Source organism: Labrys okinawensis (assembly GCF_002982075.1).
Taxonomy (GTDB): domain Bacteria; phylum Pseudomonadota; class Alphaproteobacteria; order Rhizobiales; family Labraceae; genus Labrys; species Labrys okinawensis_A.
In genome coordinates this window covers 159,521-184,155 of record NZ_PUEJ01000009.1, presented here as the reverse complement: position 1 = coordinate 184,155, position 24,635 = coordinate 159,521, and the positions used below count along the sequence as shown (strand labels likewise).

Annotated in this window: 23 protein-coding genes; 14 read left to right on the top strand and 9 right to left on the bottom strand. The window is 64.7% G+C overall.

What is annotated here, in order from left to right; translation table 11 throughout:
- Positions 1-146: 146 nt before the first annotated feature.
- A complete protein-coding gene (gene araD1, locus C5L14_RS22825; protein ID WP_245443511.1) occupies positions 147-1,145 on the bottom strand; it encodes an AraD1 family protein in 999 nt (332 codons plus the stop codon).
- Positions 1,146-1,478: 333 nt separating this feature from the next.
- Here araD1 and C5L14_RS22820 point away from each other — a divergent pair, with 333 nt between their 5' ends.
- The 3 genes from C5L14_RS22820 (at position 1,479) to argB (ending at position 5,400) form a co-directional block, all read left to right on the top strand.
- Positions 1,479-2,735 carry an SAM-dependent methyltransferase gene (locus C5L14_RS22820; protein ID WP_105864476.1) on the top strand — a complete coding sequence of 419 codons (1,257 nt, stop codon included), beginning with the start codon at positions 1,479-1,481 and terminating at the stop codon, positions 2,733-2,735.
- A gap of 196 nt (positions 2,736-2,931) precedes the next feature.
- Positions 2,932-4,416: an MDR family MFS transporter gene (locus C5L14_RS22815; protein WP_105864376.1), complete on the top strand. Its 1,485-nt coding sequence runs from the start codon at positions 2,932-2,934 to the stop codon at positions 4,414-4,416.
- A gap of 93 nt (positions 4,417-4,509) precedes the next feature.
- Positions 4,510-5,400, top strand: a complete 891-nt coding sequence (argB, locus tag C5L14_RS22810) for an acetylglutamate kinase (protein WP_105864375.1) — start codon at positions 4,510-4,512, stop codon at positions 5,398-5,400.
- 6 nt (positions 5,401-5,406) lie between these two features.
- On the opposite strand, the gene C5L14_RS22805 is transcribed toward argB, so the two are convergent.
- A complete protein-coding gene (locus tag C5L14_RS22805) occupies positions 5,407-5,685 on the bottom strand; it encodes a hypothetical protein (protein ID WP_105864374.1) in 279 nt (92 codons plus the stop codon).
- 184 nt (positions 5,686-5,869) lie between these two features.
- On the opposite strand from C5L14_RS22805, the gene C5L14_RS22800 reads away from it, so the two are divergent.
- Complete coding sequence (locus tag C5L14_RS22800) at positions 5,870-6,604, top strand: pyrimidine 5'-nucleotidase (RefSeq protein ID WP_105864373.1); 735 nt, start codon at positions 5,870-5,872, stop codon at positions 6,602-6,604.
- Positions 6,605-6,746: 142 nt separating this feature from the next.
- Positions 6,747-7,385, top strand: coding sequence for an SH3 domain-containing protein (locus tag C5L14_RS30865; RefSeq protein ID WP_105864372.1), 639 nt, complete (start codon positions 6,747-6,749; stop codon positions 7,383-7,385).
- A 54-nt stretch (positions 7,386-7,439) separates the two neighbouring features.
- On the opposite strand, the gene C5L14_RS22790 is transcribed toward C5L14_RS30865, so the two are convergent.
- The 3 genes from C5L14_RS22790 to dnaK form a co-directional block, all read right to left on the bottom strand.
- Positions 7,440-8,309, bottom strand: a complete 870-nt coding sequence (locus tag C5L14_RS22790) for an SDR family oxidoreductase (RefSeq protein WP_105864371.1) — start codon at positions 8,307-8,309, stop codon at positions 7,440-7,442.
- 118 nt (positions 8,310-8,427) lie between these two features.
- Entirely contained in the window at positions 8,428-9,573 is a 1,146-nt protein-coding gene (gene dnaJ, locus C5L14_RS22785; protein ID WP_105864370.1) for a molecular chaperone DnaJ, read from the bottom strand.
- Between the two features lie 213 nt (positions 9,574-9,786).
- Entirely contained in the window at positions 9,787-11,688 is a 1,902-nt protein-coding gene (gene dnaK, locus C5L14_RS22780; protein WP_105864369.1) for a molecular chaperone DnaK, read from the bottom strand.
- Between the two features lie 397 nt (positions 11,689-12,085).
- Here dnaK and C5L14_RS22775 point away from each other — a divergent pair, with 397 nt between their 5' ends.
- Together C5L14_RS22775 and C5L14_RS22770 are read left to right on the top strand one after the other, a co-directional pair.
- Positions 12,086-12,424 (top strand): ArsR/SmtB family transcription factor, encoded by a 339-nt coding sequence (locus C5L14_RS22775; RefSeq protein ID WP_105864368.1) that lies wholly within the window; start codon positions 12,086-12,088, stop codon positions 12,422-12,424.
- Positions 12,421-12,888: an SRPBCC domain-containing protein gene (locus C5L14_RS22770; protein ID WP_105864367.1), complete on the top strand. Its 468-nt coding sequence runs from the start codon at positions 12,421-12,423 to the stop codon at positions 12,886-12,888. Before C5L14_RS22775 ends, C5L14_RS22770 begins: the two co-directional genes overlap by 4 nt.
- A 74-nt stretch (positions 12,889-12,962) precedes the next feature.
- Here C5L14_RS22770 and C5L14_RS22765 read toward each other — a convergent pair whose 3' ends face one another.
- Complete coding sequence (locus C5L14_RS22765; RefSeq protein ID WP_105864366.1) at positions 12,963-13,349, bottom strand: methylglyoxal synthase; 387 nt, start codon at positions 13,347-13,349, stop codon at positions 12,963-12,965.
- Between the two features lie 179 nt (positions 13,350-13,528).
- Between C5L14_RS22765 and C5L14_RS22760 the strand changes: the two genes are divergently transcribed.
- From C5L14_RS22760 to C5L14_RS22740, 5 genes are all read left to right on the top strand, one after another.
- Positions 13,529-14,539, top strand: coding sequence for a BMP family lipoprotein (locus C5L14_RS22760; protein WP_105864365.1), 1,011 nt, complete (start codon positions 13,529-13,531; stop codon positions 14,537-14,539).
- 293 nt (positions 14,540-14,832) lie between these two features.
- Positions 14,833-16,350 carry an ABC transporter ATP-binding protein gene (locus C5L14_RS22755; protein ID WP_105864364.1) on the top strand — a complete coding sequence of 506 codons (1,518 nt, stop codon included), beginning with the start codon at positions 14,833-14,835 and terminating at the stop codon, positions 16,348-16,350.
- The gene (locus tag C5L14_RS22750) at positions 16,347-17,519 is read left to right on the top strand and encodes an ABC transporter permease (protein WP_105864363.1); all 1,173 of its coding nucleotides are present in this window, start codon (positions 16,347-16,349) and stop codon (positions 17,517-17,519) included. Before C5L14_RS22755 ends, C5L14_RS22750 begins: the two co-directional genes overlap by 4 nt.
- A 4-nt stretch (positions 17,520-17,523) precedes the next feature.
- Positions 17,524-18,495, top strand: a complete 972-nt coding sequence (locus tag C5L14_RS22745; RefSeq protein ID WP_105864362.1) for an ABC transporter permease — start codon at positions 17,524-17,526, stop codon at positions 18,493-18,495.
- Positions 18,495-18,911, top strand: coding sequence for a cytidine deaminase (locus C5L14_RS22740; protein ID WP_105864361.1), 417 nt, complete (start codon positions 18,495-18,497; stop codon positions 18,909-18,911). The genes C5L14_RS22745 and C5L14_RS22740 overlap by 1 nt, the downstream gene beginning before the upstream one ends.
- Before the next feature lie 154 nt (positions 18,912-19,065).
- On the opposite strand, the gene C5L14_RS30455 is transcribed toward C5L14_RS22740, so the two are convergent.
- The 3 genes from C5L14_RS30455 to deoA all read right to left on the bottom strand — a co-directional run bounded on the left by C5L14_RS30455 (position 19,066) and on the right by deoA (position 21,883).
- The gene (locus tag C5L14_RS30455) at positions 19,066-19,203 is read right to left on the bottom strand and encodes a hypothetical protein (RefSeq protein ID WP_181161300.1); all 138 of its coding nucleotides are present in this window, start codon (positions 19,201-19,203) and stop codon (positions 19,066-19,068) included.
- 138 nt (positions 19,204-19,341) lie between these two features.
- On the bottom strand, positions 19,342-20,556 hold the full coding sequence (locus C5L14_RS22735) for a phosphopentomutase (RefSeq protein WP_105864360.1): 1,215 nt from the start codon (positions 20,554-20,556) through the stop codon (positions 19,342-19,344).
- 1 nt (position 20,557) lies between these two features.
- Positions 20,558-21,883 carry a thymidine phosphorylase gene (gene deoA, locus C5L14_RS22730; RefSeq protein WP_105864359.1) on the bottom strand — a complete coding sequence of 442 codons (1,326 nt, stop codon included), beginning with the start codon at positions 21,881-21,883 and terminating at the stop codon, positions 20,558-20,560.
- Positions 21,884-22,156: 273 nt separating this feature from the next.
- Between deoA and C5L14_RS22725 the strand changes: the two genes are divergently transcribed.
- Together C5L14_RS22725 and fabA are read left to right on the top strand one after the other, a co-directional pair.
- Positions 22,157-23,512: a caspase family protein gene (locus tag C5L14_RS22725; RefSeq protein WP_245443523.1), complete on the top strand. Its 1,356-nt coding sequence runs from the start codon at positions 22,157-22,159 to the stop codon at positions 23,510-23,512.
- A gap of 196 nt (positions 23,513-23,708) precedes the next feature.
- Positions 23,709-24,215 (top strand): 3-hydroxyacyl-[acyl-carrier-protein] dehydratase FabA, encoded by a 507-nt coding sequence (gene fabA / locus C5L14_RS22720; protein ID WP_105864357.1) that lies wholly within the window; start codon positions 23,709-23,711, stop codon positions 24,213-24,215.
- The last annotated feature ends 420 nt before the right edge of the window (positions 24,216-24,635 follow it).

The following is a 24,635-nucleotide window of genomic DNA, read 5'->3' as shown; positions in this document are numbered from 1 at the left end:
ACGCTTTCAGGTCAGATTTGTCATTGCGAGCGCAGCGAAGCAATCCAGTACCTTCAGGAACCTCGTTTCCCGGCTTCTGGATTGCTTCGCTGCGCTCGCAATGACGGCTTGGAGGCTAGTTCGTCATCCGAAGGAAATTGTAAGACTCACAGCACCTTCACCACCGGCCACGGCGCATCCACGCGCCCGATCGGATTGGCCAGGGGCAGCCCGAACGGCTCGGCCGAGATCTCGAAGACGTCGCCGGGTTCCGTCACCACGCCGTCGGAGACGCTCAGCGTCGCCGTGCCGTAATAGTGCACATTGACGTCGCCGGGCCGGCGGAAGAGCTGGTATTTGAAGTGATGGCCCTCGAGATTGGCGATGGTATGCGACATGTTCGCTTCACCGGTGAGGAAGGGCTTTTCCCAGATCACCTTGCCCTGGCGCAGGATGCGCGAGGTGCCGCGGATATCGGCGGGCGCTTCGCCGACCAGGAGCTCCGGCCCGATGGCGGAAACGCGCAGCTTGGAATGGGCGAGATAGAGATAGTTCTGCCGTTCGGTGACGTGATCGGAAAACTCGTTGCCGAGCGCGAAGCCGATGCGCCACGGCGTTCCGTCCGGGCCGTTGACATAGATGCCGGCCAGTTCCGGTTCCTCGCCGGCGTCGAGGGCGAAGGACGGCGACGGCAGACTGCCCTGCGGGGGAATCAGCGTCGAGCCATCGCCCTTGTAGAACCATTCGGGCTGCACGCCTTCCTTGCCGGGTGCCGGCCGCCCCCCGTCGAGCCCCATGCGGAACATCTTCATGGAGTCCGTGGCCTTCGACAGGTCGGCGAGGTCCTGATGCATCTTGTCGCGTCCCTCGGCGCTGCCGAGATGGGTCAAGCCGGTGCCCGCGACCATGACATGGCTGGGATCGGGGTGATCGATCGGCGCCAGCACCTCACCGGCAGCAAGAGCGGCCGCAAGGTCGACGGTTTCGCCCAGGCCGCGCTTTTCGATCTCGGCCCGCAGGCCGTGACCCGAAGCGATCGCGGCATTGGCGAGGTCCAGCACTGTCGCGGTGTCGCGAATGAGGCGCGAAACGCCTTCGCTGGTGGCGGCGACGGCGCGACGGCCCTGGTGGCGCAATTGGGCAAGGCGGAGGGGAGTAGGAGACACGCTGCGCATTCCTCAGACAAATTAGCGGACGCGCATCATAGAAAGCATTCGACAGAGCGCAACGGTAAAATGCGCGCCGGCATCAATTGCCGCCCCACGACGACGGGCCGAATTCTGATTCCGGGGAAATATTCGAAGGCGGCATCGTGTCGCGCTTTTTGATTTTGTTTAGGGTGGGCAGAAAAACAATTGCATCCCTGCTCAAATTGCGTTCAATTTGGGAACGGATCGTGTCGAATCTGCCAGCCGGCAAATGGTGGTCCTCCCTGCGTGACACGTGCCGCAGGCGACCGAGTGGGCTCCCGCGATGCGAATCCGCTGGGGTTTTCGCAGATGTTTATTCTCGATACTATGTTGAAGCGCCTGATTAATAAGGGTGCACTTACGGTTATTGATCCTGAAGGCCATATTCATACCTACGGGACCGGCCAGGGTTTTTCGAGCACCATTCGAATTGTGGACAAGGCAACAGCCTGGAAGCTTCTCACCAATCCTGAACTGGAAGTGGGCGAAGCCTTCATGGATGGACGCCTCGTCCTTGAAAAGGGCGATGTCTACGATATGCTCGCCCTGTTCATGCAGAATATCGGCTGGTCCACCTCGATCGGGCCGCTGAGCAATCTCGCCTCGACCGCCCGCAAGATCGGCCGGCGCATCGCTCAGTATAATCCGGCCGGAAAGTCGAAGAACAACGTCGCCCATCACTACGATCTCAGGGACGAGTTGTTCGACCTCTTCCTGGATGCCGACCGGCAGTATAGCTGTGCCTATTTTCCTAGCCTCGACATCACGCTGGAAGAAGCGCAGGCTTACAAGAAGCGGCATATCGCCGCCAAGCTGCTGCTCAAGCCCGGCGTGAAGGTCCTCGACATCGGCTCGGGCTGGGGCGGCATGGGCCTCTACATCTCCGATGTGACCAAGGCGGATGTCACCGGCATCACCCTGTCGGAGGAGCAGCACCGGGTTTCCAACGCCCGGGCCCAGGCCGCCGGCATTGCCGATCGCGTGCGCTTCGAGCTGATCGACTACCGCGCCCTCGACCGGAAATTCGACCGCATCGTCTCCGTCGGCATGTTCGAGCATGTCGGCGTCAACCATTACGATGCCTATTTCCGCAAGATCGCCGCCTTGCTGAACGAGGACGGTGTGGGCCTCGTGCATGCCATCGGCCGTTCCGACGGACCCGGCGCCACCAATCCTTGGATCCAGAAATATATCTTCCCCGGCGGCTATTCGCCGGCGCTTTCGGAAGTGCTGCCGGCGATCGAACGCGCCGGGCTTATCGTCACCGATATCGAGATCCTCCGGCTCCACTATGCGGAGACGCTCAAGCATTGGCGCGAGCGCTTCAACCATCATCGCGACCAGATCCGTTCCTTCTATGACGAGCGCTTCTGCCGGATGTGGGACATGTATCTGGCGGCCTCCGAGGCCACCTTCCGCTGGGGCGGCCACATGGTCTTCCAGATCCAGGTGGCGAAATCGATCAACGCCGTACCGCTGACGCGCGATTATATCGGCGAGGCCGAGCGCCGTTTGCCGCTCGACCTGCAGCCGATTCCGGCGCCGACCCGCGAGGCCGCCGAATAAACGCTCACCGATTTTCGACAGCGGGTCGTTGAAGGCCCCCTCCAGGCCATTTGCAGGAAGAGGCGGGTCTTCGGGCCCGCCTCTTCTTTCCGCTCCAGGCACATTCCTCTTTGTCGTCCAAGGCCGTGAGCGGGAGGAATGCGCAAGAAACTCCGCATACGATAGGAAGCCGCGACCGGGCTTCCGGAAAGCAGTCATGACCCAGTCCGCACCGGCCAGTTCCGCGCTGAGCCCCCACGAGATACGCTCGATCATCATCGGCGTGCTGGTGGCGATGTTCCTTGCGGCGCTCGACCAGACCATCGTCGCCACGGCGATGCCGACGATCGGCCGCGTGCTCGGCGATTTCGAGAACCTGCCCTGGGTCGTCACCATCTACCTGTTGACCTCGACGGCGGTGACGCCGCTCTACGGCAAGATGGCCGATATCGCCGGCCGCCGCGTGACGCTGCTGGTGGCGATCGGCACCTTCGTGGCGGGCTCGAGCCTGTGCGCCCTCGCCCCGACCATGCTGACCTTGATCCTGGCGCGAGCCCTGCAGGGCCTTGGCGGAGGCGGGTTGATCTCGCTGGCCCAGACCATCATCGCCGATATCATCCCGCCACGCGAGCGCGCCCGCTACCAGGCCTATTTTGCCACCGTCTTCGTCTCCTCGAGCATCGCCGGCCCCGTGCTCGGCGGTTTCATGGCCGAAAAGCTCCACTGGTCGGTGATCTTCTGGATCAATCTGCCGCTCGGCCTGCTTGCGTTCTGGATGACGAACTCGGTGCTCAGGAAACTGCCGCGCCATGAAAGGCCGCACAGGCTCGATTTTCTCGGATCGGGGCTGATGGCAGTGGCCACCATCGCCCTGCTGCTCGCCCTCAGCCTGGGCGGGCCGCATTACGCCTGGACCTCCGCGCCGATCCTCGGCCTGTTCGGCCTCTCCGCCCTGTTCTGGATCGCCTTCGTCATTCGCCTGCGCACGGCGCCGGAGCCGCTGATCCCCACCGAAATCCTCGCCAATCCGGTGGTGGCGGCGGGCACCATCGCCGCCTGTTTCGGCATGGGCGTCTTCATCGGCATGACGATCTACATGCCGATCCTGCTGGAAGGCATCTATGGCCTGACGGCGAGCCAATCGGGCCTCGCCCTGATCCCGATGATGGTCGGCACCGTCACGGGGGCAACGCTGTCGGGCCGGCTGATGGCGCGCATCACGCATTACAAGCGCCCACCGCTGATCGGGCTTGCCGTTTCGACCGTCTGCTTTGGCCTGATCGCGATCAACCCGCAGGCCCTGCCCCTGGCGGTGCTCGAGATCCTGCTGACGGCCGCCTCGCTCGGCATCGGCACCATGCTGCCGGTCACCACGGTCGCGATCCAGAACGCCGTGCTGCAGCACCAGATGGGCACGGCCACCGGGGCCATGAACTTCTTCCGCTCGCTCGGCGGCGCCCTGATCGTCGCAGTGTTCGGCGCCATCGTGATGGGAGGCCTGCCGGCCGATCTCGCCGCCAACGTCACCATCGAGACATTGGCGAAATCGATCGCTGCCGCCGGCAGCGACATCGGCTCGGTATTCCGCTGGGTGTTCCTGGCCGCGGCCTTCGGATCGCTCGCCACGCTTTGCGCTCTGCTGCGCATGGAAGAGCGGCCGCTGCGAACCAAGGTGGAACCAGCGTCGATGGCGATGGAATGACCGCCGGGGCATCTTGCGATTTGGCGCAATCGCCTCTTTTCATGCCCGCAACATGCTGTAAAAGCGCTTCCAGTCTCTTTCGGATCCCGCATCATGAGCCCTAATTTGAGCGTCCACGACAAGGCTGAAGTCCTCTCCGAAGCCCTGCCCTACATGCAGCAGCACGACGATGCCACCATCGTCGTCAAATATGGCGGCCATGCCATGGGCAGCGAACAGGTGGCCCGCGACTTCGCGCGCGACATCGTGCTGCTCGAACAGGCCGGCCTTAATCCGGTGGTGGTGCATGGCGGCGGCCCGCAGATCTCGGAAATGCTGAAGCGCCTCGGCATCCAGTCGGAATTTGCCGCCGGACACCGCATCACCGACGCCGCCAGCGTCGAGGTGGTGGAAATGGTGCTGGCAGGCTCGATCAACAAGCAGCTCGTCGGCTTCATCAACGCCGCCGGCGGCCGCGCGGTCGGCCTTTCCGGCAAGGATGGCCGCATGCTCACGGCCAAAAAGGCGACGCGCACGATCTACGACCCGGATTCCGCCATCGAGAAGGTGGTCGATCTCGGCTTCGTGGGCGAGCCGGACAAGGTCGACACCACCGTGCTCGACCAGATCATCCATTCGCAGATCATTCCGGTGCTGGCGCCGGTGGCCGCGTCGGATGACGGCGGCACCTTCAACGTCAATGCCGATACGTTCGCCGGTGCCATCGCCGGGGCGCTCGGCGCGACCCGTCTCCTGCTGATGACGGACGTGCCGGGCATTCTCGACAAGGACAAGAACCTAATCGAGGAAATCGACGTGGAAGGCATCCGCCGCCTGATCGCCGACGGCACCATCACCGGCGGCATGATCCCCAAGGTCGAAACCTGCATCTATGCCCTCGAAAAGGGCGTCGAGGCGGTGGTGATCATGGACGGCAAGGTGCCGCATGCCGTGCTGCTGGAACTCCTCACCAATCACGGCGCGGGTACGCTGATCCGGCGCTGAGGCGCGTCAGTGCCTGCTGACCCTGTCCAGCAGGCCATAGAGGCAGCCCTTGAAGAGAATGTAGCAGGCAATACTGACATAGCCATAGAATACCAGCTCTAGAAACTGCCGTATGCCGCCTTCTATCAGACCCATGACGCCATAACTCGTGATGTAATTAAAATTGGCTCGGAATAGCTCCAGCAGGTTGTAGGAGCTGACGGCGAACATCCCGCCGAAGATGCCCATGAAAGCGAAGGTGATGATGGCGTTCTTACGGAAGACGTAGAGCAGGGCCGCCTGCATAGCGTGAAGCCTTTCGACCAACCTGAGAGGACGTGGCACAACCTCAACCTGCTACGTCGAGCGGAGAAGCGTTGTTACAGGCGAAGGTTCCTGGCTATCCGCATTCGGACATTTTGGCCGGCCGCCAGGCAATCCATCCTTAACTTTGCCACCCGATGCTGCCATAAGGATGGTAGAGACGAACATGGATCAGAGCGTAGCAACAATCAGGGAAAAGCTGGCGGCGGATTTTGCCCGGGACTTCGCCCATGTCGACACATGGGTCTTCGATCTCGACAACACGCTCTATCCTCATCATGCCAATCTGTGGGAGCAGGTCGACAACCGCATCACCACCTGGATGGCGAATTACTACGGCGTCGACGGGCTCACGGCGCGCGGGCTGCAGAAATACTACTATCACCGCTACGGGACGTCGCTGCGCGGCCTGATGATCGACGAGGGTCTGGATCCCGCGCATTTCCTCGAATTCGCGCATGACATCGATCATTCGCCGCTGGAGCCCAACCCGCTGCTCGGCACAGCGCTCAGCCTGCTGCCCGGGCGCAAGCTGATCTTCACCTCGGGCACCACCCGGCACGCCCTGAACATCGTCAAACGCCTGGGCGTCGAGGAGCATTTCGCCGATGTCTTCGACATCGTCTCGGCCAATTATCTGCCCAAGCCGGCGGCCGACACCTATGCGAGCTTCTTCGCCCGCCACGACGTCGATCCCAGCCGAGCCGTGATGTTCGAAGACCTCTCCCGCAATCTGGTCGTGCCGCATGAGCGAGGCATGCGTACCGTCCTGGTGGTTCCCAAGCAGGATATCGAGATCGTGCGCGATGCCTGGGAAATCGAACGCGTGCAAGCCGAGCATATCGACTATGTCACGGATGACATTGCCGGCTTCCTGACCGATCTGTCGGCGTCGCTCTGACCCGCCATCATCGGCACCCTACCGAATAATACCGAATTAGTCGTCTTGCCCGCTTGGCGAAGAGGCCCGCGCGTTGCATTGTCGGCCCCTCGGGCCGCTCCGGCTTTCCCGCAGGGCGGCTTATACCGCATGGGGTTGCATCATGCCCTTATTTCAGCCCGGTCTGACGGGCATCCTCATTCGTATCCCGCTCCTGCGGACTTTGCTCATCGTCATCTTCGCCAGCGGCGGCATCTTCCTGCTGGCGGGCGGAGCACAGGCAGCCGTGCGGGGTTATGCCACCGCCAATGTCAATCTGCGTGCCGGCCCCGGCACCCAATATCCCGCCGTCACCACATTGCGGCCGGGCGAAGCCGTGCTCATTCATGGCTGCCTCAGCGATCGCTCCTGGTGCGACATTTCCGTGCGGGGCGAGCGGGGATGGTCGGCGAACAAATATCTGTCGGCCGCCGCGAACCGCAATGTCGGCATCGGTGCGCTGGCGATCCCTGCCATCGTCTTCAGCTATGCCTATTGGGATCGCTATTATGCGCGCCGTCCCTGGTATAACACCTGGTGGGGCCATGGCCGGCCACGGCCGCCGCATCATGGGCCGGGCTGGCGCCCACGTCCCCCCGTCATCGGTCCGCCCGGGACGCGCCCTCCGGTGGTCCGCCCGCCAGGCGTTCACCCGCCAGGCGTGAGGCCTCCCCATCATGGCGGCCCGCGGCCGAAGCCAGTCTTCCGTCCCGGCCGGCCGGGAAGGCCGATCGGCAGCACACGGCCGATCATTCCGCAATGAACCGGGCAAGGGCTACCTGAGCGGCCTTGTTATCGTCGCGGCCGCGAAAAACCCTCACGCATCCGCGTCGACACAGGCGCGGATGCCCTCGCGATAGGTCGGATAGCGCAGCGTGTAGCCAAGCTCCTCGCGAACCCGGCGGTTCGAGACACGCTTGTTCTCGCCATAGAAGGAGCGGGCCATCGGCGTCATCTGCGCCTCGTCGTAAGCGATCTCGGCCGGCGGCGTCAGGCCGAGCAATTCGGCCGCATAGGTGACCACGTCCTGGGGCGGCGCCGGCTCATTGTCGGTGACGTTGAAGGCCGGCCCCGCCAACGGCTTTTCCATGCCGGCGGCGACGGCGCCGGCGATGTCCTCGACATGGATACGGTTGAACACCTGCCCCGGCTTGACGATGCGCCGGGCGGTGCCGCGCTTCAGATTGACGACGGCGTTGCGTCCCGGCCCGTAAATGCCGGCCAGCCGGAAAAGCTGCACGGGCACGGCCTTGCCGCGGCCGAGCTCGAGCCATTCCTTCTCGACATCCACCCTCATGGCGTTGCGCGCCATGGTCGGGCGCAAAGGTGCGGCCTCATCGATCCACGCGCCGCCGGCATCGCCATAGACCCCGACGGTGGAGAGATAGCCGATCCATTGCAGCTTCGGCGCCTGCCGCAGGGCGGCAGCGAAATGCCGCAAGACGGGATCGCCGTCATCGTCGGGGGCAATGGAGGTGAGAATGTGAGTCGCTTCGGCAATCGCCGTTTCGACGGCCGGCGAGCCGGCAAGGCCGTCATAGGCCAGCCGCGTCACACCAGGCAGATCCGGCAGCTTTTCGTGGGGCGCCGTCGAGCGGAAAGTGCCGCTGATCCTGGCGAAGCGCTCGCCGTAGCGGGCAGCGAAATGCGAGGCGGTGTAGCCGAGGCCGAAAATCAGAAGATTCATGGACTTTCCCGGGAGCGCGGACTTTTCGGCGACATTCGGACATGTCGCGATATCCGCTCTTCCTCTCTTCGCAGATGCCGTGTTTCCAGGAGCGGACTGGAAGTCCGCGCTCCCAGGCTTACTGTCCGAGCCCGTCGAAGAAATCGCGGACCTTGGCAAAGAAGCCGGCGCTTTCGGGCTGGGTCTCCTTCGACGATTGCGCGTCGAACTCGGCCAGCAATTCACGCTGGCGGCGCGTGAGATTCTTGGGCGTCTCGACGAAGAGCTGCACATACATGTCGCCATGCTCGCGCGAGCGCAGCACCGGCATGCCCTTGCCGCGAAGGCGTACCTGCCGGCCGGTCTGCGTGCCCTCGGGCACCGCCACCTTGGCCTTGCCGCCATCGACAGTCGGCACCTGGAATTCGCCGCCGAGAGCCGCCGTCACCATCGAGATCGGCACGCGGCAATGCAGGTCCGCGCCGTCGCGCTGGAAGAACTCGTGGGGGGCCAGCGACAGAAAAATGTAGAGATCGCCCGATGGCCCGCCGCGCGCGCCGGCCTCGCCTTCATTGGCGAGGCGGATGCGCGTGCCGTCCTCGACGCCGGCCGGAATGTTGACCGAGAGGGTGCGCTCGCGCGTGGTGCGGCCGGCGCCGCCGCAGGAGGGACAGGGATTGTCGATGACCTCGCCGCGGCCCTGACAGGTCGGGCAGGTGCGCTCGATCGAGAAGAAGCCCTGGGTGGCGCGCACGCGGCCATGGCCGGCGCAGGTTCCGCAGGTCTTGGGCTTGGAGCCGGCCTTGGCGCCGGAACCGGAACAGGCGTCGCAGGTGACGGATGTCGGGATCTTGATGGTGGCGGTCTTGCCGTTGAAGGCCTCCTCCAGCGTGATCTCCATGTTGTAGCGCAGATCCGCGCCGCGCTCGCGCCCGCCCGAATTGCTGCGCCCGCGCCCGCGCCCGGCCAGATCCTCGAAGATGTCGTTGAAGATGTCGGAGAAGGAACCGAAGCCTCCGCCACCGCCGAAGCCGCCTCCGCCGCCGCCCATGCCGCCCTGCTCGAAAGCGGCATGGCCGAAGCGGTCATAGGCCGCGCGCTTCTGCGGGTCCTTCAGGGCTTCATAGGCCTCGTTCACTTCCTTGAACTTGGCCTCCGCTTCCTTGTCACCGGCATTGCGGTCCGGGTGATGCTTCATGGCCTGCTTGCGGAAAGCAGCCTTGAGTTCGACGTCGGTTACTTCGCGAGTAACCTCGAGCACTTCGTAATAGTCACGCTTGGCCATCGGAATCGCTCAAAGCATCCCAGCGAAAGCGTCTTGCGAAGGGCGGCAACGCGCCGGCGCTCACAAGACGTGTTGAAACAACCAGTTCGAGCGAAGGATGCTTCCGCTTGAATGCACCTTGCTCCTGAAGGTGTGCGAAAGCCCCCGCCATACCCGGCACGAACCGCGAGGGTTCGCGCCGTTTGGCGAGGGCTCACACACGATCGTCAGAGATTACGCACGCTTCTTGTCGTCGTCGACTTCCTCGAAGTCGGCGTCAACAACATCGTCGTTCTTCGTGCCGGCCTCACCCTCCGCCGCGCCGGCCGCCTGCTGCTGCTGATACAGGGCCTCGCCCAGCTTCATGGCAGCCTGCTGCAGGTCGTTGGTGCGGGTCCTGATCAACTCGGCATCCTCGCCTTCCAGCGCGGACTTCAGAGCGGTGACCGCGGACTCGACGGTCGACTTGTCGGCCTCGGAGATCTTGTCGCCAAGCTCCTTGATCGACTTCTCGGCCTGGTGCACCGCCGCATCCGCATGGTTGCGGACCTCGACGAGCTCACGCCGCTTCTTGTCTTCCTCGGCGTTGGCCTGGGCGTCCTTGACCATCTTCTCGATGTCGGCATCGGAAAGACCGCCGGAAGCCTGGATGCGGATCTGCTGCTCCTTGCCGGTCGCCTTGTCCTTGGCCGAGACATTGACGATGCCGTTGGCATCGATGTCGAAGGTCACCTCGATCTGCGGCATGCCGCGGGGCGCCGGCGGAATGCCGACGAGATCGAACTGGCCGAGAGCCTTGTTGTCGGCCGCCATTTCGCGCTCACCCTGGAAGACGCGGATGGTCACGGCCGTCTGGCCGTCCTCGGCGGTCGAGAAGGTCTGGCTCTTCTTGGTCGGGATCGTGGTGTTGCGCTCGATCAGACGGGTGAAGATGCCGCCCAGCGTTTCGATGCCCAGCGACAGCGGCGTCACGTCGAGCAGCAGCACGTCCTTGACGTCGCCCTGCAGCACGCCGGCCTGGACGGCGGCGCCGATGGCCACGACTTCGTCCGGGTTGACGCCCTTATGGGGTTCCTTGCCGAAGAACTGCTTCACGACTTCCTGGATCTTGGGCATGCGGGTCATGCCGCCGACCAGCACCACCTCGTCGATCTGGCCAGCGGCCAGACCGGCATCCTTCAAGGCCTTGCGGCATGGCTCGACCGTGCGCTGAACCAGATCGTCGACCAGGCTCTCGAACTTGGAGCGCGAGAGCTTGAGCGCCAGATGCTTCGGACCCGAAGCGTCGGCGGTGATGTAGGGCAGGTTGATCTCGGTCTGGGCGGTCGAGGACAGCTCGATCTTGGCCTTTTCAGCCGCTTCCTTCAGGCGCTGGAGAGCGAGCTTGTCCTTCCTGAGGTCGATGCCCTGCTCGCGCTTGAACTCATCCGCCAGATATTCGACCAGGCGCATGTCGAAGTCCTCGCCGCCGAGGAAGGTGTCGCCATTGGTGGACTTCACCTCGAACACGCCGTCGCCGATCTCCAGGATCGAGACGTCGAAAGTGCCGCCGCCGAGGTCATAGACCGCGATGGTGCCGGCCTTCTTCTTGTCGAGACCGTAAGCCAGCGCAGCCGCCGTCGGCTCGTTGATGATACGCAGCACTTCCAGGCCGGCGATCTTGCCGGCATCCTTGGTGGCCTGGCGCTGGGCGTCGTTGAAGTAGGCGGGAACCGTGATGACGGCCTGCGTCACCGGCTGACCCAGATGAGCCTCGGCCGTTTCCTTCATCTTCTGAAGGGTGAAGGCGGAGATCTGCGACGGGGAGTAGGACTTGCCGTCCGCCTCAACCCAGGCATCGCCATTGTTGGCCTTCACGATCTTGTAGGGCACCAGGCCGATGTCCTTCTTGGTCATCGGATCGTCATAGGTGCGGCCGATCAGGCGCTTGATCGCAAAAAAGGTGCGCTCGGGATTGGTCACAGCCTGGCGCTTGGCCGGCTGGCCGACGAGACGCTCGCCATCGTCGGTGAAGGCGACGATGGAGGGCGTGGTGCGCATGCCCTCGGAATTTTCGATGACACGGGCGCTCGTGCCTTCCATGACGGCCACGCACGAATTGGTGGTGCCGAGGTCGATACCAATAACTTTAGCCATAGTTCTCATCCTTCCTATTCAGCAGACCGGCGCGCCCCGAAGCAGCAGCGCCTAGGCCGGGAAAGCCCTCAGGAACCCGGCCGGTCCCTATCGGAAACTCCATGACTGCGTTGAGATTAATCACGGGTTCGGCGGGTATATAAGGGGGGCTTTCACAGGCCGCAAGGCGCGAAAGCTGCCTGTCCGCTAAGGAATTTGCGTCTTCGTCACAATTCTTGGACGAAGTGCCGACCGTCTCCGGCCGAGGCAAGCCAACAGGCGATATAGCGATACATCAGCCAGCATCCGCGGTCACTCGATTTTACCGCCGTCCCTGACCATGGCGTAGCGCAAAAACCGGCTTGACCATAACAATTTTGTTATATAATAAACTACTTATCAAGGAGGCGCAGCCGCGATGCCGGACCTCGATAACACCTTTGCCGCCCTGTCCGATCCGACCCGCCGGGCCATCCTCAGCCGCCTGGCACTCGGAGAAGCGACGGTGATGCAGCTGGCGGAGCCCTTCGCGATGACGCAGCCCGCCATCTCGCGCCATCTCAAGGTTCTCGAAGGCGCCGGACTGATCGTCCGCCGCGCGGAGGGAACGAGACGGCCCTGCCGGCTTGCCCCGGAAGGCATCGCAGCCATCGACCAATGGCTAGGCATGCTGCGCGAGGCCCTGGCCCGCAACTACGAACGGCTGGACGCACTCCTGGCCCAAGGACTGCCTGAAAAAGAAGAGGAAAGCCCATGACCAAGCTCACGATCCGAACCGAAGGCGAAACCCACGTCGTGGTGACCCGGCGCTTCGCCGCCCCGCCCGAGGCGGTCTATCGCGCCCACACCGAACCCAAGCTCATCCAGCAATGGATGCTGGGGCCGGACGGCTACACCATGCCCGTCTGCATCAGCGAGGCCCGGCCCGGCGGCAAAATCCGCTTCGAGTGGCAGGACGCCTCGGGGAGCGGCGGCTTCTACCTGACGGGCGAATATGTCGAACTCGAACCCTATAGGCGCATCGTGCATGTCGAGCGCATGCATCTGCCCGACCCCACGCCGGACAACCATGTCGAGACCCGCCTGGAAGCGGAAGGCGCAGGCACGCTGATGACCCTACGCATGACCCTCCCCAGCGCCGCAGTGCGCGAACAGATGCTGGCAACCGGCATGGAACATGGCATGGAAGCCAGCTATGTCCGGCTCGAGGGTATTTTGTGAGGATCGATGCTGACCTTAAGGGTCGGGCGAGATGACGGCTTCGATGCGAGAGCGCGACATTCGCCGCTCCCTCCTCAATCCACCAACTGGCCCACGATCATGTGCGCCGTCGAGGCATTTAGGGCCATGGGGATGTCGTAGACCAGCGCCAGCCGGGTCAGCGCCTTGACGTCGACATCGTGCGGCAGGGGCGAGAGCGGATCGACGAAGAAAAACAGGCCATGCACCTGCCCCTCGGCGATCAGGGCGCCGATCTGCTGGTCGCCGCCGAGCGGACCGCTCTTGAGCGGCGTCAGCGACAATTCCGGACAGGCGGCCAGCACGCGCCCGCCGGTCGTGCCGGTGGCGACGAGATTGAAGCGCGCCAGAATGGTCCGGTGCGTGCGCGCGAACTCGACCATTTCGTCCTTTTTCAGATCATGCGCGACGAGCGCCAGAGTGCGCCGGACCAGCTTTGCCATCTCATACCCTCATTTCCAACCGGCGTTTCCCCACCTGATTCCATGTGAAAATCAGGGGCAACCGCACAACGCCTCTTCTCAATAGCGCAATCGGCATGCCATGTTGACCATAAGGTCTGCACGGGAAGCCTTTCCCGCGCGGCCCCATCCAAGAGCGAGAACGAGCGCGGGAGAGCGTGATGAAATCGACCCTTCTTGGCCTGGCTGTCCTGCTGGCGGCCGGCACTGCGGGATTTGGCGCGGCACAGGCTGCCGACAAGCCTGGCCCGGCGGTCATCTATGACCTCGGCGGCAAATTCGACAAGTCCTTCAACGAGGGAGCCTATAACGGCGCCGAGCGCTGGAAGAAGGAAAGCGGCAAGACCTACCGCGACTTTGAAATCACCAATGCGTCCCAGCGCGAACAGGCGCTGCGCCGCTTTGCCAAGGACGGCAACGATCCCATCATCGTGATGGGCTTTGCCTATGAGGACGTGCTGGCGAAGGTGGCCAAGGCCTATCCGAAGGTGCATTTCGGCATCGTCGACAGCGTCGTCGACCTGCCCAACGTCGCTTCCTATGTCTACCGCGCCGACGAAGGCTCCTATCTCGCCGGCTATCTCGCCGCCAAGACCACCAAGACGGGCACGATCGGCTTCATCGGCGGCATGGACGTGCCCCTCATCCGCAATTTCGGCTGCGGCTATGTCCAGGGTGCCAAGGCCGCCAATCCGCAGATCAAGGTCATCCAGAACATGACCGGCACCACGCCCGCCGCCTGGAACGACCCCGGCCGCGGCGCCGAACTCACCAAGGCGCAGATCTCGCAGGGCGCCGACATCGTCTATGCCGCCGCCGGCCAGACGGGCCTGGGCGTGCTGCAGGCGGCTGCCGACGGCGGCAAGCTCGGCATCGGCGTCGATTCCAATCAGAACGGCCTGCATCCCGGCAAGGTGCTGACCTCGGTGCTCAAGCGGGTGGACGAGGCGATCTATCAGGGCTTCAAGGACGGCGAGGAAGGCAAGTTCAAGGCCGGCACCCACGTGCTCGGCATCAAGGACAGCGGCGTAGCCCTGGCCATGGACGACAACAACAAGCCCCTGGTCACCGACGCCAACAAGGCCGCCATCGAGGCAGTGACCAAGGACATCGCCGACGGCAAGGTGGTGGTACATAACTACGAGAAGGACAATGTCTGCCCGGTGAACTGAGCAGGCTTCAAACCGTTTTTCGTAGCGCGAAAGGCGGGTCCCCGGATTTGGTGCCGTTTACTTAAGCGTCTTCGAGTTTGCACGACCTTTGTCATTGCCGGGCTTGCCCGGCAATCCAGCTCCCCGACCGGTTGCGCGTGGGGTTCCTGGATAGCCGGATCAAGCCGGGCTAGGGCAATTCGGAGTGTTTCTCCTCAAGTGAACTGCACTGGCTCCGTGGAGCTGCCTTTCGCCGATACTCTGCCGTCTTCGCCGATCCGGGATCGGCCCCTATTGCTCCCGCGAGGCTCCCTTTGGCAACTGCCCTCGAACTGAAGCAAATCGACAAGCGTTTCGGCCCCGTCCACGCCAACAAGGCGATCGACCTCGTGGTCGAGAGAGGCACCATCCACGGCATCATCGGCGAGAACGGCGCCGGCAAATCCACGCTGATGTCGATCATCTACGGCTTCTACGAGGCCGACAGCGGCGAAATCCACGTCAACGGCGCCGCGAAGGCGATCCGCTCCTCCCAGGATGCCATCGATGCCGGCATCGGCATGGTCCACCAGCACTTCATGCTGGTGGACCCGTTCACGGTCCTGGAAAACGTCATGCTCGGCGCCGAGGGCGGCAGCCTGCTGGCAAAAGGGCGCGAGCATGCCCGCGCCGAACTGGCACGGCTGGAAAAGAGCTATCGCCTGGAGGTCGATCCGGATGCCGTGGTGGGCGAACTGCCCGTCGGCGCCCAGCAGCGGGTCGAGATCCTGAAGGCGCTCTATCGCGGCGCCGACATCCTCATCCTGGACGAGCCGACCGGTGTGCTCACTCCGGCCGAGGCCGACCAGCTCTTCGAAATCCTCAAGGTCCTGCGCGAACAGGGCAAGACCATCCTCTTGATCACCCACAAGCTGCGCGAGATTATGGCGATCACCGACCGCGTCTCCGTGATGCGGCGCGGCGAGATGGTAGCCACCGTCGATACCCCCAAGACCAATCCCACCGAGCTTGCCGAATTGATGGTGGGGCGCCGCGTGCTGCTGCGCGTCGACAAGGCAGAGGCCAAGCCTGGCGACGTCATCCTCGAGGTGAAGAACCTTACCGTGAAGGATGAAAAGGGCATTACCCGCGTCGACGACGTCTCTTTCACGGTGCGCGCCGGCGAGATCGTCGGCGTCGCGGGTGTGGCCGGCAACGGCCAGTCGGAGCTGCTGGAAGCCATTGCCGGCATCCGGCCGGTCTTTTCCGGCGAGATCAGGCTGCGGGGCAGCAATGCCGCTGCCGCGGACCCGGCGGAGCTGCGAGAGCTCGGGCTGGCCCATGTGCCCGAAGACCGCATGAAGATGGGCCTGGTCAAGCCCTTCGCCGCCTATGAAAGCGCGATCCTGGGCTATCAGAAGGACCGCAAGCTCGGCAGCGGCCCCTTCCTCAATTACCGGCGCATCATCGCCGACCTCACCGACAAGATGGAACGTTTCGACGTGCGTCCGCGCGACCCGAAACTGAAGACGGCCAATTTCTCGGGCGGCAATGCCCAGAAGATCGTGCTGGCCCGCGAGATGGAGCGCGACCCGGCCCTGCTGATCGTGGGGCAGCCGACGCGCGGTGTCGACATCGGCGCCATCGAATTCATTCACCGCCGCCTGATCGGCATGCGCGATGCCGGCAAGGGCATTCTGGTGGTCTCGGTCGAGCTCGATGAAATCATGGGCCTCAGCGACCGCATCCTGGTGATGTGCGGCGGGCGCATCACCGGCGAGTGCCTGGCCAAGGACGCCACGGAGAACGGCCTCGGCCTCCTGATGGCGGGTGTTTCGGGAGAGGCGGCATGAGCGGACAGACCACCACTGCCGGCGCCCTTCTGGGGGCGATCTTCTCCGGGCGCAGCGGCGCCAGCCTCGTCACCCTGCCCTGGTGGGCCGACACCATCATCCTGCCTCTGCTCAACGTCTTGGTGGCCTTCATCGTCTCCGGCATCGCGGTGTGGATCATCGTCGGCGCCGACCCCTTGACGGTCGGCGTCACCATGATCGACGGCGCGTTCGGCGACGCCAACGCCCTGGGCACCACTCTCTATTACGCCACCACCTTCATCTTCGCCGGCCTTGCGGTGGCAGTCGCCTTCCACGCCGGCCTGTTCAATATCGGCGCGGACGGCCAGGGCCAGATCGCCGGCATCGGCATCGCCTGGGCCTGCCTGCATCTGGGCGGCCTGCCCTGGTTCCTCGCCATCCCGCTCGGCATGGTCGCCGGCATGGTCTTCGGCGCCGCCTGGGCTTTCATTCCCGGCTATCTCCAGGCCAAGCGCGGCAGCCACGTCGTCATCACCACCATCATGTTCAACTATATCGCCACCGCGCTGGTGCAGTATCTGCTGGTGAATGTGATGATGAAGCCGGGTTCCGGCGAGCCGAGGTCCGAACTCTTCCCCGATTCGACGGGCATGCCGTTGGTCAGCGACATCCTGGCCGGCATGGGCATCGAGCTCGACCTCACCCTCGTCAATCTCGCCTTCCCGATCGCCCTGATCGCGGCCGTGCTGGTCTGGGCCCTGATCTGGCGCACGCGGCTCGGCTATGCGATGCGCACCGTCGGCCACAACCAGACGGCCGCCGTCTATGCCGGCATTTCACCCGCGAAAATCATCGTCGTCGCCATGCTGATCTCGGGAGGCCTGGCTGGCCTGATGGGCGCCAATGTGCTTATGGGCGAACAGCACCGCATGATCATCGACTATACCGCCGGCGCCGGCTTCATCGGCATCGCGGTTTCGCTGATGGGACGTTCCCATCCGGCCGGCATCGTGCTCGCCTCCATCCTGTTCGGCGCGCTGATCCAGGGCGGGCAGGAGCTCTCCTTCGAAAACCCCGTCTTCGACAAGAACATGATCGTGATGATCCAGGGCATCATCATTCTCTTCGTCGGCGCGCTCGAGACCATGTTCCGCCCGCAGCTCGCCGCCCTGTTCCGAGTGTTCACCCCCGCCGGCAAGGGAGCATGACGCCATGGATACCGTGATCATGCTCGCCAGCGTGGCGGCCGCTGCCATCCGCATTTCCACGCCCTATCTGCTCTGCGCGCTCGCCGGCCTCTATTCGGAACGTTCGGGCATCGTCGATATCGGCCTCGAAGGCAAGATGCTGGTGGGCGCCTTCGCCGCCGCAGTCACCGCGGCGACCTATGGGTCGGCATGGCTCGGCCTGATGGCCGCCATCATCGTCTCCATCGGCTTTGCGCTGCTGCACGGCATCGCCTCCATCCGCTATCGCGGCAACCAGATCGTCTCCGGCGTCGCCATCAACATCCTGGCGCTCGGCTTGACCGCCTTCATCGGCAATGCCTGGTATGGCGAGGGCGGCCGCACGCCCAGCCTCAGCGGCGATGGCCGTTTCCAGCCGATCGCGCTGCCGGGAGCGGAGGCGATCAAGGGCGTGCCGGTGATCGGCGAACTCTATGCCGACGTGCTCTCCGGCCATTCGGTCCTGGTCTATTTCGCCTTCATCTGCGTGCCGGTGACGGCCTGGGTCCTCTACAAGACCCGTTTCGGCCTGCGCCTGCGCGCCGTCGGCGAGAACCCGCAGGCCGTCGACACCGCTGGCATCTCGGTGGCCTGGCTGCGCTACCGGGCCGTGCTGATCTGCGGCCTGCTGACCGGCATCGCTGGCGCCTATCTCTCCACGGCCGACTCGGCCGCCTTCGTCTCCAACATGACCGGCGGGCGCGGCTATATGGGCTTGGCCGCCCTGATCTTCGCCAAATGGCGGCCCTGGCCCGCACTCGGCGCCTGCCTGCTCTTCGGCCTGCTCGACGCCATCTCGATCCGCATGGGCTCGGGCTTCGTCGTCGGGGGCATTGTGGTGCCCTCGGAGCTGATCTCGGCGCTGCCCTTCATTCTCACCGTGCTGATGCTGGCCGGCTTCGTCGGTGCGGCGACCCCGCCCAAGGCCGCGGGCATCCCCTACCTCAAGGAACGCTGATGGACGCGCTCGCCGATCTGTTCGAAGCCGCCAGGGCCGTGCGCGAGAAGGCGCACGCGCCCTATTCGCGCTTCAAGGTGGGAGCGGCCATCCGCAGCCGTTCGGGCCGGATCTATGCCGGCTGCAATGTCGAGAACGCCGCCTATCCCGTCGGGGCTTGCGCCGAGGGGGGCGCCATCTCGGCCATGGTGGCGGATGGCGAGACGGGAATCGCCGAAATCCTGGTGCTGGGCTGGACCGATGCCCATCCCGACGCGCCGGGCCTGACCACGCCCTGCGGGGGCTGCCGCCAGCGCATCCGCGAATTTGCTGCGCCGTCGACCCCCATTCACGTCGCCGGTCCCGAAGGCGTCCGCCGCAGCTTCACGCTCGACCAATTGCTGCCCGAGAGCTTCGGCCCTGAAAATCTGGAATAGCCTCTCATACCAATAGTCGCGATGTTTGACTCAGGCGTCATTGCGAGCGCAGCGAAGCAATCCAGGTGCCATGGCCACCACGTTTTTGGGCCCTGGATTGCTTCGCTGCGCTCGCAATGACGGTGCTCGATCGGTCGAGCATCAATAGTCGGTATCAGATCGAGACCAGATCGAGGAAGCTGGCGAACAGCAGCACGACGGTGGCGATGGCGAGCGTCAGCCCCACCCAGAACTGAGCCCTGTCTTCGGCGGAAATGCCGCCCTTGAGTACCATATGCATACGCTCGATCATCACCGACCACCTCGAAACGGGGGTCATGATGAGAGTGCGGCAGGTGCTCGGGCGTTAACGCGGCGCGATTTCGCCACGCCGTCTGGAATCATGGTTGAGAAGAGGTGAGTAAGCCTCCGGGCGCCCGCTCACCCGAAACTACAGAAACGACTTTCCGGCTCCCTGCCAATCCAGCCTGAGGTGCTCCGCCACGCTGGCGGCCATGTCGGCGAAGCTGTCGCGCCGGCCGATCGGTCCCGTACGCTTGCCGAGACGCGCCAGCACCGGCACGAATTCGCGCGTGTGGTCCGTTCCCGTCCAGGACGGGTCGCAGCCATGGTCGGCCGTGATGATCAGCAGGTCATCCTCGGCCAGCCGGGAGAGAATCTGCGGGAGGCGCATGTCGAATTGCTCCAGGGCGCCGGCATAGCCGGGAATATCGCGGCGATGGCCGTAGAGCGTGTCGAAATCGACATAATTGGCAAAGAGCAGTCCACCATCGGGCAGGCGCCCCATGGCCTCCAGCGTGCGGTCGATCAGGGCGTCGTTGCTCGGGCCCTTGACGACCTCGCCGGTGCCGCGATGCGCGAAGATGTCGCCGATCTTGCCGATGGTGATGATGCCGCGCCCGGCGCGTTCGGCCACGTCGAGCAGCGTATCGGCCGGCGGCGGCACGGCATAGTCGCGCCGGTTGGCGGTGCGGGTGAAACCGCTGGCGGCGTCGCCGACGAAAGGCCGCGCGATCACCCGGCCGATATTGAGATGGTCGACATGGCGGCGGGCGATCTCGCAGAGGGACAGCAATCTCTCCAGACCGAACGCCTCCTCATGGGCGGCGATCTGCAGCACGCTGTCGGTGGAGGTGTAGAAGATCGGCTTGCCGGTCTCGATGCTCTCTGCACCGAGCTCGGCGATGATCTCCGTCCCCGAGGCATGGCGCTGGCCGAGCACGCCGGCAAGCCCGGCCTCCTTGACGATGGCGGTGATCAGCTTGGGAGGAAAACAGGGGACCTCCTTCGGGAAATAGCCCCAGTCGAACGGCACGGGATAGCCGGCGATTTCCCAATGGCCGGAGGGCGTGTCCTTGCCCTTGGAAGTCTCGGCCGCATAGCCCCACAGGCCCTCGGCGACGCCGCCTTCCAGGCCGGGCGGCAGCGTGCCCGTCGCCGCCTGCGCCGCGGCGCCGAGGCCGAGGCTCGTGAGCACGGGCAGGCGCAGGGGGCCGGTACGATGCTCGTTCTCGCCCGCCCGTCCCGCCGCGCAGGCCGCGGCGATATGGCCGAGCGTATCGGCCCCGGCATCGCCATAGCGTTCGGCATCGTCAGCCGAGCCGATGCCAAAGGAATCCATCACCAGGACGAGTGCGCGGGCCATCTCAGCTTCCTCCGATGCGTTCGAGTACCGGCGGCAGGGCTTCCCCGTCCTCTCCGATACGATAGGCCGCGCGCAGGCCGGCTTCCGCCGCCTCGGCCGCCGCCTCGCTGCGGGCATGTACGAAGGCGAGGGGGCGGTCGGGCCCGACCTCGGCGCCGAGTTCCGCCAGGCCGGTGAGACCCACGGCATGGTCGATCGCATCCTGCGGGCGGGTGCGGCCACCGCCCAAGGCGACGACCACGAGGCCGACGGCCCTGGTATCGATGGCGCCGACCGTGCCCGCGGTCCCGGCAAAAACGGGCTTCACCACAGGGGCAGCCGGCAGATGGCGTTCGGGCTGCTCAAGGAAGTCGGCCGGGCCACCCAGCACCGCGATCATGCGGGCGAAGTGCTCGGCCGCCCGTCCGCTCGCCAAAGCCTGCTCGATGCGGGCCTGGCCCTCTGCGGTGTCCCGAGCCAGTTTGCCGAGCACCAGCATCTCGGCGCAGAGATCGACGGTGACCTCCAGCAGGCGCACGTCCCGATGCGCACCGGTGAGGAAATCCACCGCGTTCCGGACTTCCAGGGCATTGCCGGCGGCGCTGGCGAGAGGCTGGTCCATGGCAGTGATCAGCGCGGTGGTCGGCAATCCGGCGCCCGTGGCGACGGTCGCAATCGATTCGGCCAGTTCGCGCGAGCCCTCCAGGGTGGGCATGAAGGCGCCGGAACCCGTCTTCACGTCCATCACCAGGGCCTGCAGGCCCGCCGCGAGCTTCTTCGACAGGATCGAGGCGGTGATCAGCGGGATCGATTCGACCGTGGCCGTGACGTCGCGGATCGAATAGACGGTCTTGTCGGCGGGGGCGAGGTCGGCGGTCTGGCCGATGATGGCGGTGCCGGCCTCGCGTACGGCGCGGCGGAACAGGTCGAGATCAGGCTGGGTGGTGTAGCCGGGCACCGAATCGAGCTTGTCGAGCGTGCCGCCGGTATGGCCCAGGCCCCGCCCCGAAATCATCGGCACGAAGCCGCCGCAGGCAGCCACCAGTGGCCCGAGCATCAGGCTGACATTGTCGCCGACGCCGCCCGTCGAGTGCTTGTCCAACACCGGCCCCGGCAGGTCGAGGCTCCCCCAGTCGAGCACGGTGCCCGATTGGGTCATGGCCCGCGTCAGGGCGATGCGCTCATCCATCGCCATGCCACGGAAGAACACGGCCATGGCAAAGGCCGCGACCTGGGCATGGGTGACGCTGCCGGCGACCAGTCCCTGCACGAAACTCTCGATTTCAGCCGCGGATAAAGCCGCGCCATCGCGCTTCTTGCGGATGATTTCCTGGGGAAGAAGGGTCACGGAAAGGCTCCCTGGAGGCCCCGTCCCGCGCGGCCCCGGTTGATGGAGCCGGCGACGATAGCCTCCACGATCCGCGAAAGAAAGTCATGCGGAGGAAAGTGTGCGGGCAAACCGACGCCCCGGCGTCTCATGCCGGGCGACCAAAATGTGGCTTGGGTCATTGATGCCCTCATAGGCCTGTTCCCGCCGATCTGGCCAGCGCCAGGCAGGCGTGCCACAATTAATCCGGTGCTGCCGTGAATCCGGGGTGGGGCGATGATCCGGCGTTGCTTGATGCTGTTGTGTCTGTTCTGGCTGGCCGGAACCACCGCCGCGCTCGCCGACAAGCGCGTTGCCCTCGTCATCGGCAATGGCGACTATCGCACGCTCGGCCGCCTCGCCAATCCGGTCGCCGACGCCGATGCCATTGCCCGGCTGCTCGCCGGCGGCCCGCTCGGCTTCAAGGTGATCCGCGCCACCGACGCCGACCATGCCGCCATGCTCAAGGCGATGGCCGAGTTCGGCAACGAGGCTACCGACGCCGACATCGCGCTGGTGTTCTATGCCGGCCACGGCATGCAGGTCGACCAACGCAATTTCCTCATCCCCGTCGGCGCCGACATCAAAAGCCGCGTCGATCTCACCACGCAGACGATCAGGCTCGACGATATCAGCGATATCCTCAGCGCCTCCGGCGCCAAGGCCAAGATCCTGCTGGTCGATGCCTGCCGCAACAATCCGCTGCCGGCGAGCGCAAGCCGCGGCGCCTCGCGCGGCCTTGCCCGGCTCGATGCCGCCACCACCGGCACGCTGGTCGCCTTCGCCACCGGCCCCAACGCCGTCGCCGATGACGGGGACGGCGGCCACTCTCCCTTCGCAGCCGCCCTGCTGAAGCGGTTGCCGGAGCCCGGCATCGAAATTCGCCGCATGCTCGCTTTGGTGCGCCAGGACGTTCATGCCGCCACCAGCCAGCGTCAGACACCGTGGGTCGACGAAGCCCTGCTCGGCGACCTCTATCTGTCGGGCAGCGCCATGTCGACGTCGGAGCCCATCGCCACGCAGCAGCCTCCCCTGGCGCCGGGAAGCCCGATCCCCGACAGGGCGGACATGGCCGCCTGCAGCGATCTCGGCACCGATCCCACACCGATCAAGCTCGAGGCCTATCTCGACAATTTTCCGAAGGGCTATTGCGCCGCCTCGGTGCGCCGGCGGTTGGAAGCCATGGCCAAACCGGGGGGCACGCCGGCAGCGATCCCGGCCTCGCAAGCGCCCGCACCGGCCAAAGCCGACCCGCCGCCCTATACGGTCTCGAGCTATTGGAACCACAATGGTTCGCGCGTGGCGCTATCGGCGAGCGAGGGCAACCGCCTGTTCTATTACGAGGCGCCCCGCCCGGGCCTGGCCGAGGCCGGGGTCCGCAAGGGAGCCCTGCTGTTCAAGGGAACGGCCAGTGGCGGCGTCTATCGCGGCCAGGCCTATGTCTTCTCGCGCGAATGCGGGCCGATCTCCTATCCCGTCGAGGGTTCGGCGGCCGGGGAACCGCCGATCATCACTCTGCGCGGAAAGGCGCCGCGGCGCGCCAGGGATTGCGCTCAGACCGGCTGGCGCGACGATACGCTGGTATTCCGCTACGATTCGGCGGCGCGATAGCAGGCAAGGCCCTCCCGACCAGCCCGTCGGTGGTCCGACAAGACCGCTTGAGTCCTTTTTAAGGGGGCAACATCGGCCCCGCGGCGCTCCCCCCGCTTTCGGCTGCGGGATTGCTATGTTAAGGGGAGGCCGTGGAGCGGACAGGCTCGCCTGCCCGGCCACACGGTTTTGACTGGTCGATGAGGACTGAGACGCAATGGCGGAACGCCGTTCGAGCTTTGAATATGAAGATCTCCTGGCCTGCGGGCGCGGCGAGATGTTCGGTCCCGGCAATGCGCAATTGCCCCTTCCCCCCATGCTGATGTTCGATCGCATCCCGGAAATCTCCGAGACCGGCGGTCCGCACGGCAAGGGCTGCGTACGCGCCACGCTCGACGTCAAACCGGACCTGTGGTTCTTCTCCTGCCACTTCCAGGGCGATCCGGTGATGCCGGGCTGCCTCGGCCTCGACGCCCTCTGGCAGATGACCGGCTTTTTCCTGGGCTGGCTCGGCCAGTCCGGTCGGGGCCGCGCCCTCGGTGTCGGCGAGGTCAAGTTCACCGACCAGGTGCTGCCCGGCGTCAAACAGGTCGAGTATGGCGTCGACCTCAAGCGGGTTTTCAAGGGTAAATTGATTCTCGGCATCGCGGACGGCTGGCTAAAGGCCGACGGCCGCACCATCTATGAGGCCAAGGATCTGCGCGTCGGCCTGTTCCAGGCCTGATTTCTGGTAGAAAGCCTGATTTCTGGCCATGCGCAGCGCCGGTTCGGCGCATTTTCGGACGTGCCCGCTTCGGCTCGCCTATTGCAATGCGCCTTGAAACATGCAGGGTGCGGCCCCGTTGACGCTCGACGCGCCGGCGGGGGCGATGCCTTGTTGGATCGTCCATGATCGGGCTCTGCCCGTTCGTGGGCAATGAGCATAATTTCCGAGCTTGCCCAAAACCGGGCCGCTTGCGAAATTCTGCGCAAGCGTTTTGCGATGAGGCGGAGTTGCCTCAAATCGCAAAGACGCGTCGAGCCAAAGAGCTAGAGCAGACCAGCGTTTCCCTCTAAACGCGCTTTGCTCTAGGGAACGCAGTGCCGGCCCGGCGGTCTCCTCGGAGAGGATCGTGGGTGGGTGACGAAACTGGAAGGGATCGCC

Excerpts from the sequence above, each read along its gene's own strand:
- C5L14_RS22820 (WP_105864476.1), top strand. The coding sequence starts at position 1,479 with ATGTTTATTCTCGATACTATGTTGAAGCGCCTGATTAATAAGGGTGCA.
- C5L14_RS22815 (WP_105864376.1), top strand. The coding sequence starts at position 2,932 with ATGACCCAGTCCGCACCGGCCAGTTCCGCGCTGAGCCCCCACGAGATA.
- argB (WP_105864375.1), top strand. The coding sequence starts at position 4,510 with ATGAGCCCTAATTTGAGCGTCCACGACAAGGCTGAAGTCCTCTCCGAA.
- C5L14_RS22805 (WP_105864374.1), bottom strand. The coding sequence starts at position 5,685 with ATGCAGGCGGCCCTGCTCTACGTCTTCCGTAAGAACGCCATCATCACC.
- C5L14_RS22800 (WP_105864373.1), top strand. The coding sequence starts at position 5,870 with ATGGATCAGAGCGTAGCAACAATCAGGGAAAAGCTGGCGGCGGATTTT.
- C5L14_RS30865 (WP_105864372.1), top strand. The coding sequence starts at position 6,747 with ATGCCCTTATTTCAGCCCGGTCTGACGGGCATCCTCATTCGTATCCCG.
- C5L14_RS22790 (WP_105864371.1), bottom strand. The coding sequence starts at position 8,309 with ATGAATCTTCTGATTTTCGGCCTCGGCTACACCGCCTCGCATTTCGCT.
- dnaJ (WP_105864370.1), bottom strand. The coding sequence starts at position 9,573 with ATGGCCAAGCGTGACTATTACGAAGTGCTCGAGGTTACTCGCGAAGTA.
- dnaK (WP_105864369.1), bottom strand. The coding sequence starts at position 11,688 with ATGGCTAAAGTTATTGGTATCGACCTCGGCACCACCAATTCGTGCGTG.
- C5L14_RS22775 (WP_105864368.1), top strand. The coding sequence starts at position 12,086 with ATGCCGGACCTCGATAACACCTTTGCCGCCCTGTCCGATCCGACCCGC.
- C5L14_RS22770 (WP_105864367.1), top strand. The coding sequence starts at position 12,421 with ATGACCAAGCTCACGATCCGAACCGAAGGCGAAACCCACGTCGTGGTG.
- C5L14_RS22765 (WP_105864366.1), bottom strand. The coding sequence starts at position 13,349 with ATGGCAAAGCTGGTCCGGCGCACTCTGGCGCTCGTCGCGCATGATCTG.
- C5L14_RS22760 (WP_105864365.1), top strand. The coding sequence starts at position 13,529 with ATGAAATCGACCCTTCTTGGCCTGGCTGTCCTGCTGGCGGCCGGCACT.
- C5L14_RS22750 (WP_105864363.1), top strand. The coding sequence starts at position 16,347 with ATGAGCGGACAGACCACCACTGCCGGCGCCCTTCTGGGGGCGATCTTC.
- C5L14_RS22745 (WP_105864362.1), top strand. The coding sequence starts at position 17,524 with ATGGATACCGTGATCATGCTCGCCAGCGTGGCGGCCGCTGCCATCCGC.
- C5L14_RS22740 (WP_105864361.1), top strand. The coding sequence starts at position 18,495 with ATGGACGCGCTCGCCGATCTGTTCGAAGCCGCCAGGGCCGTGCGCGAG.
- C5L14_RS30455 (WP_181161300.1), bottom strand. The coding sequence starts at position 19,203 with ATGATCGAGCGTATGCATATGGTACTCAAGGGCGGCATTTCCGCCGAA.
- C5L14_RS22735 (WP_105864360.1), bottom strand. The coding sequence starts at position 20,556 with ATGGCCCGCGCACTCGTCCTGGTGATGGATTCCTTTGGCATCGGCTCG.
- C5L14_RS22725 (WP_245443523.1), top strand. The coding sequence starts at position 22,157 with ATGCTGTTGTGTCTGTTCTGGCTGGCCGGAACCACCGCCGCGCTCGCC.
- fabA (WP_105864357.1), top strand. The coding sequence starts at position 23,709 with ATGGCGGAACGCCGTTCGAGCTTTGAATATGAAGATCTCCTGGCCTGC.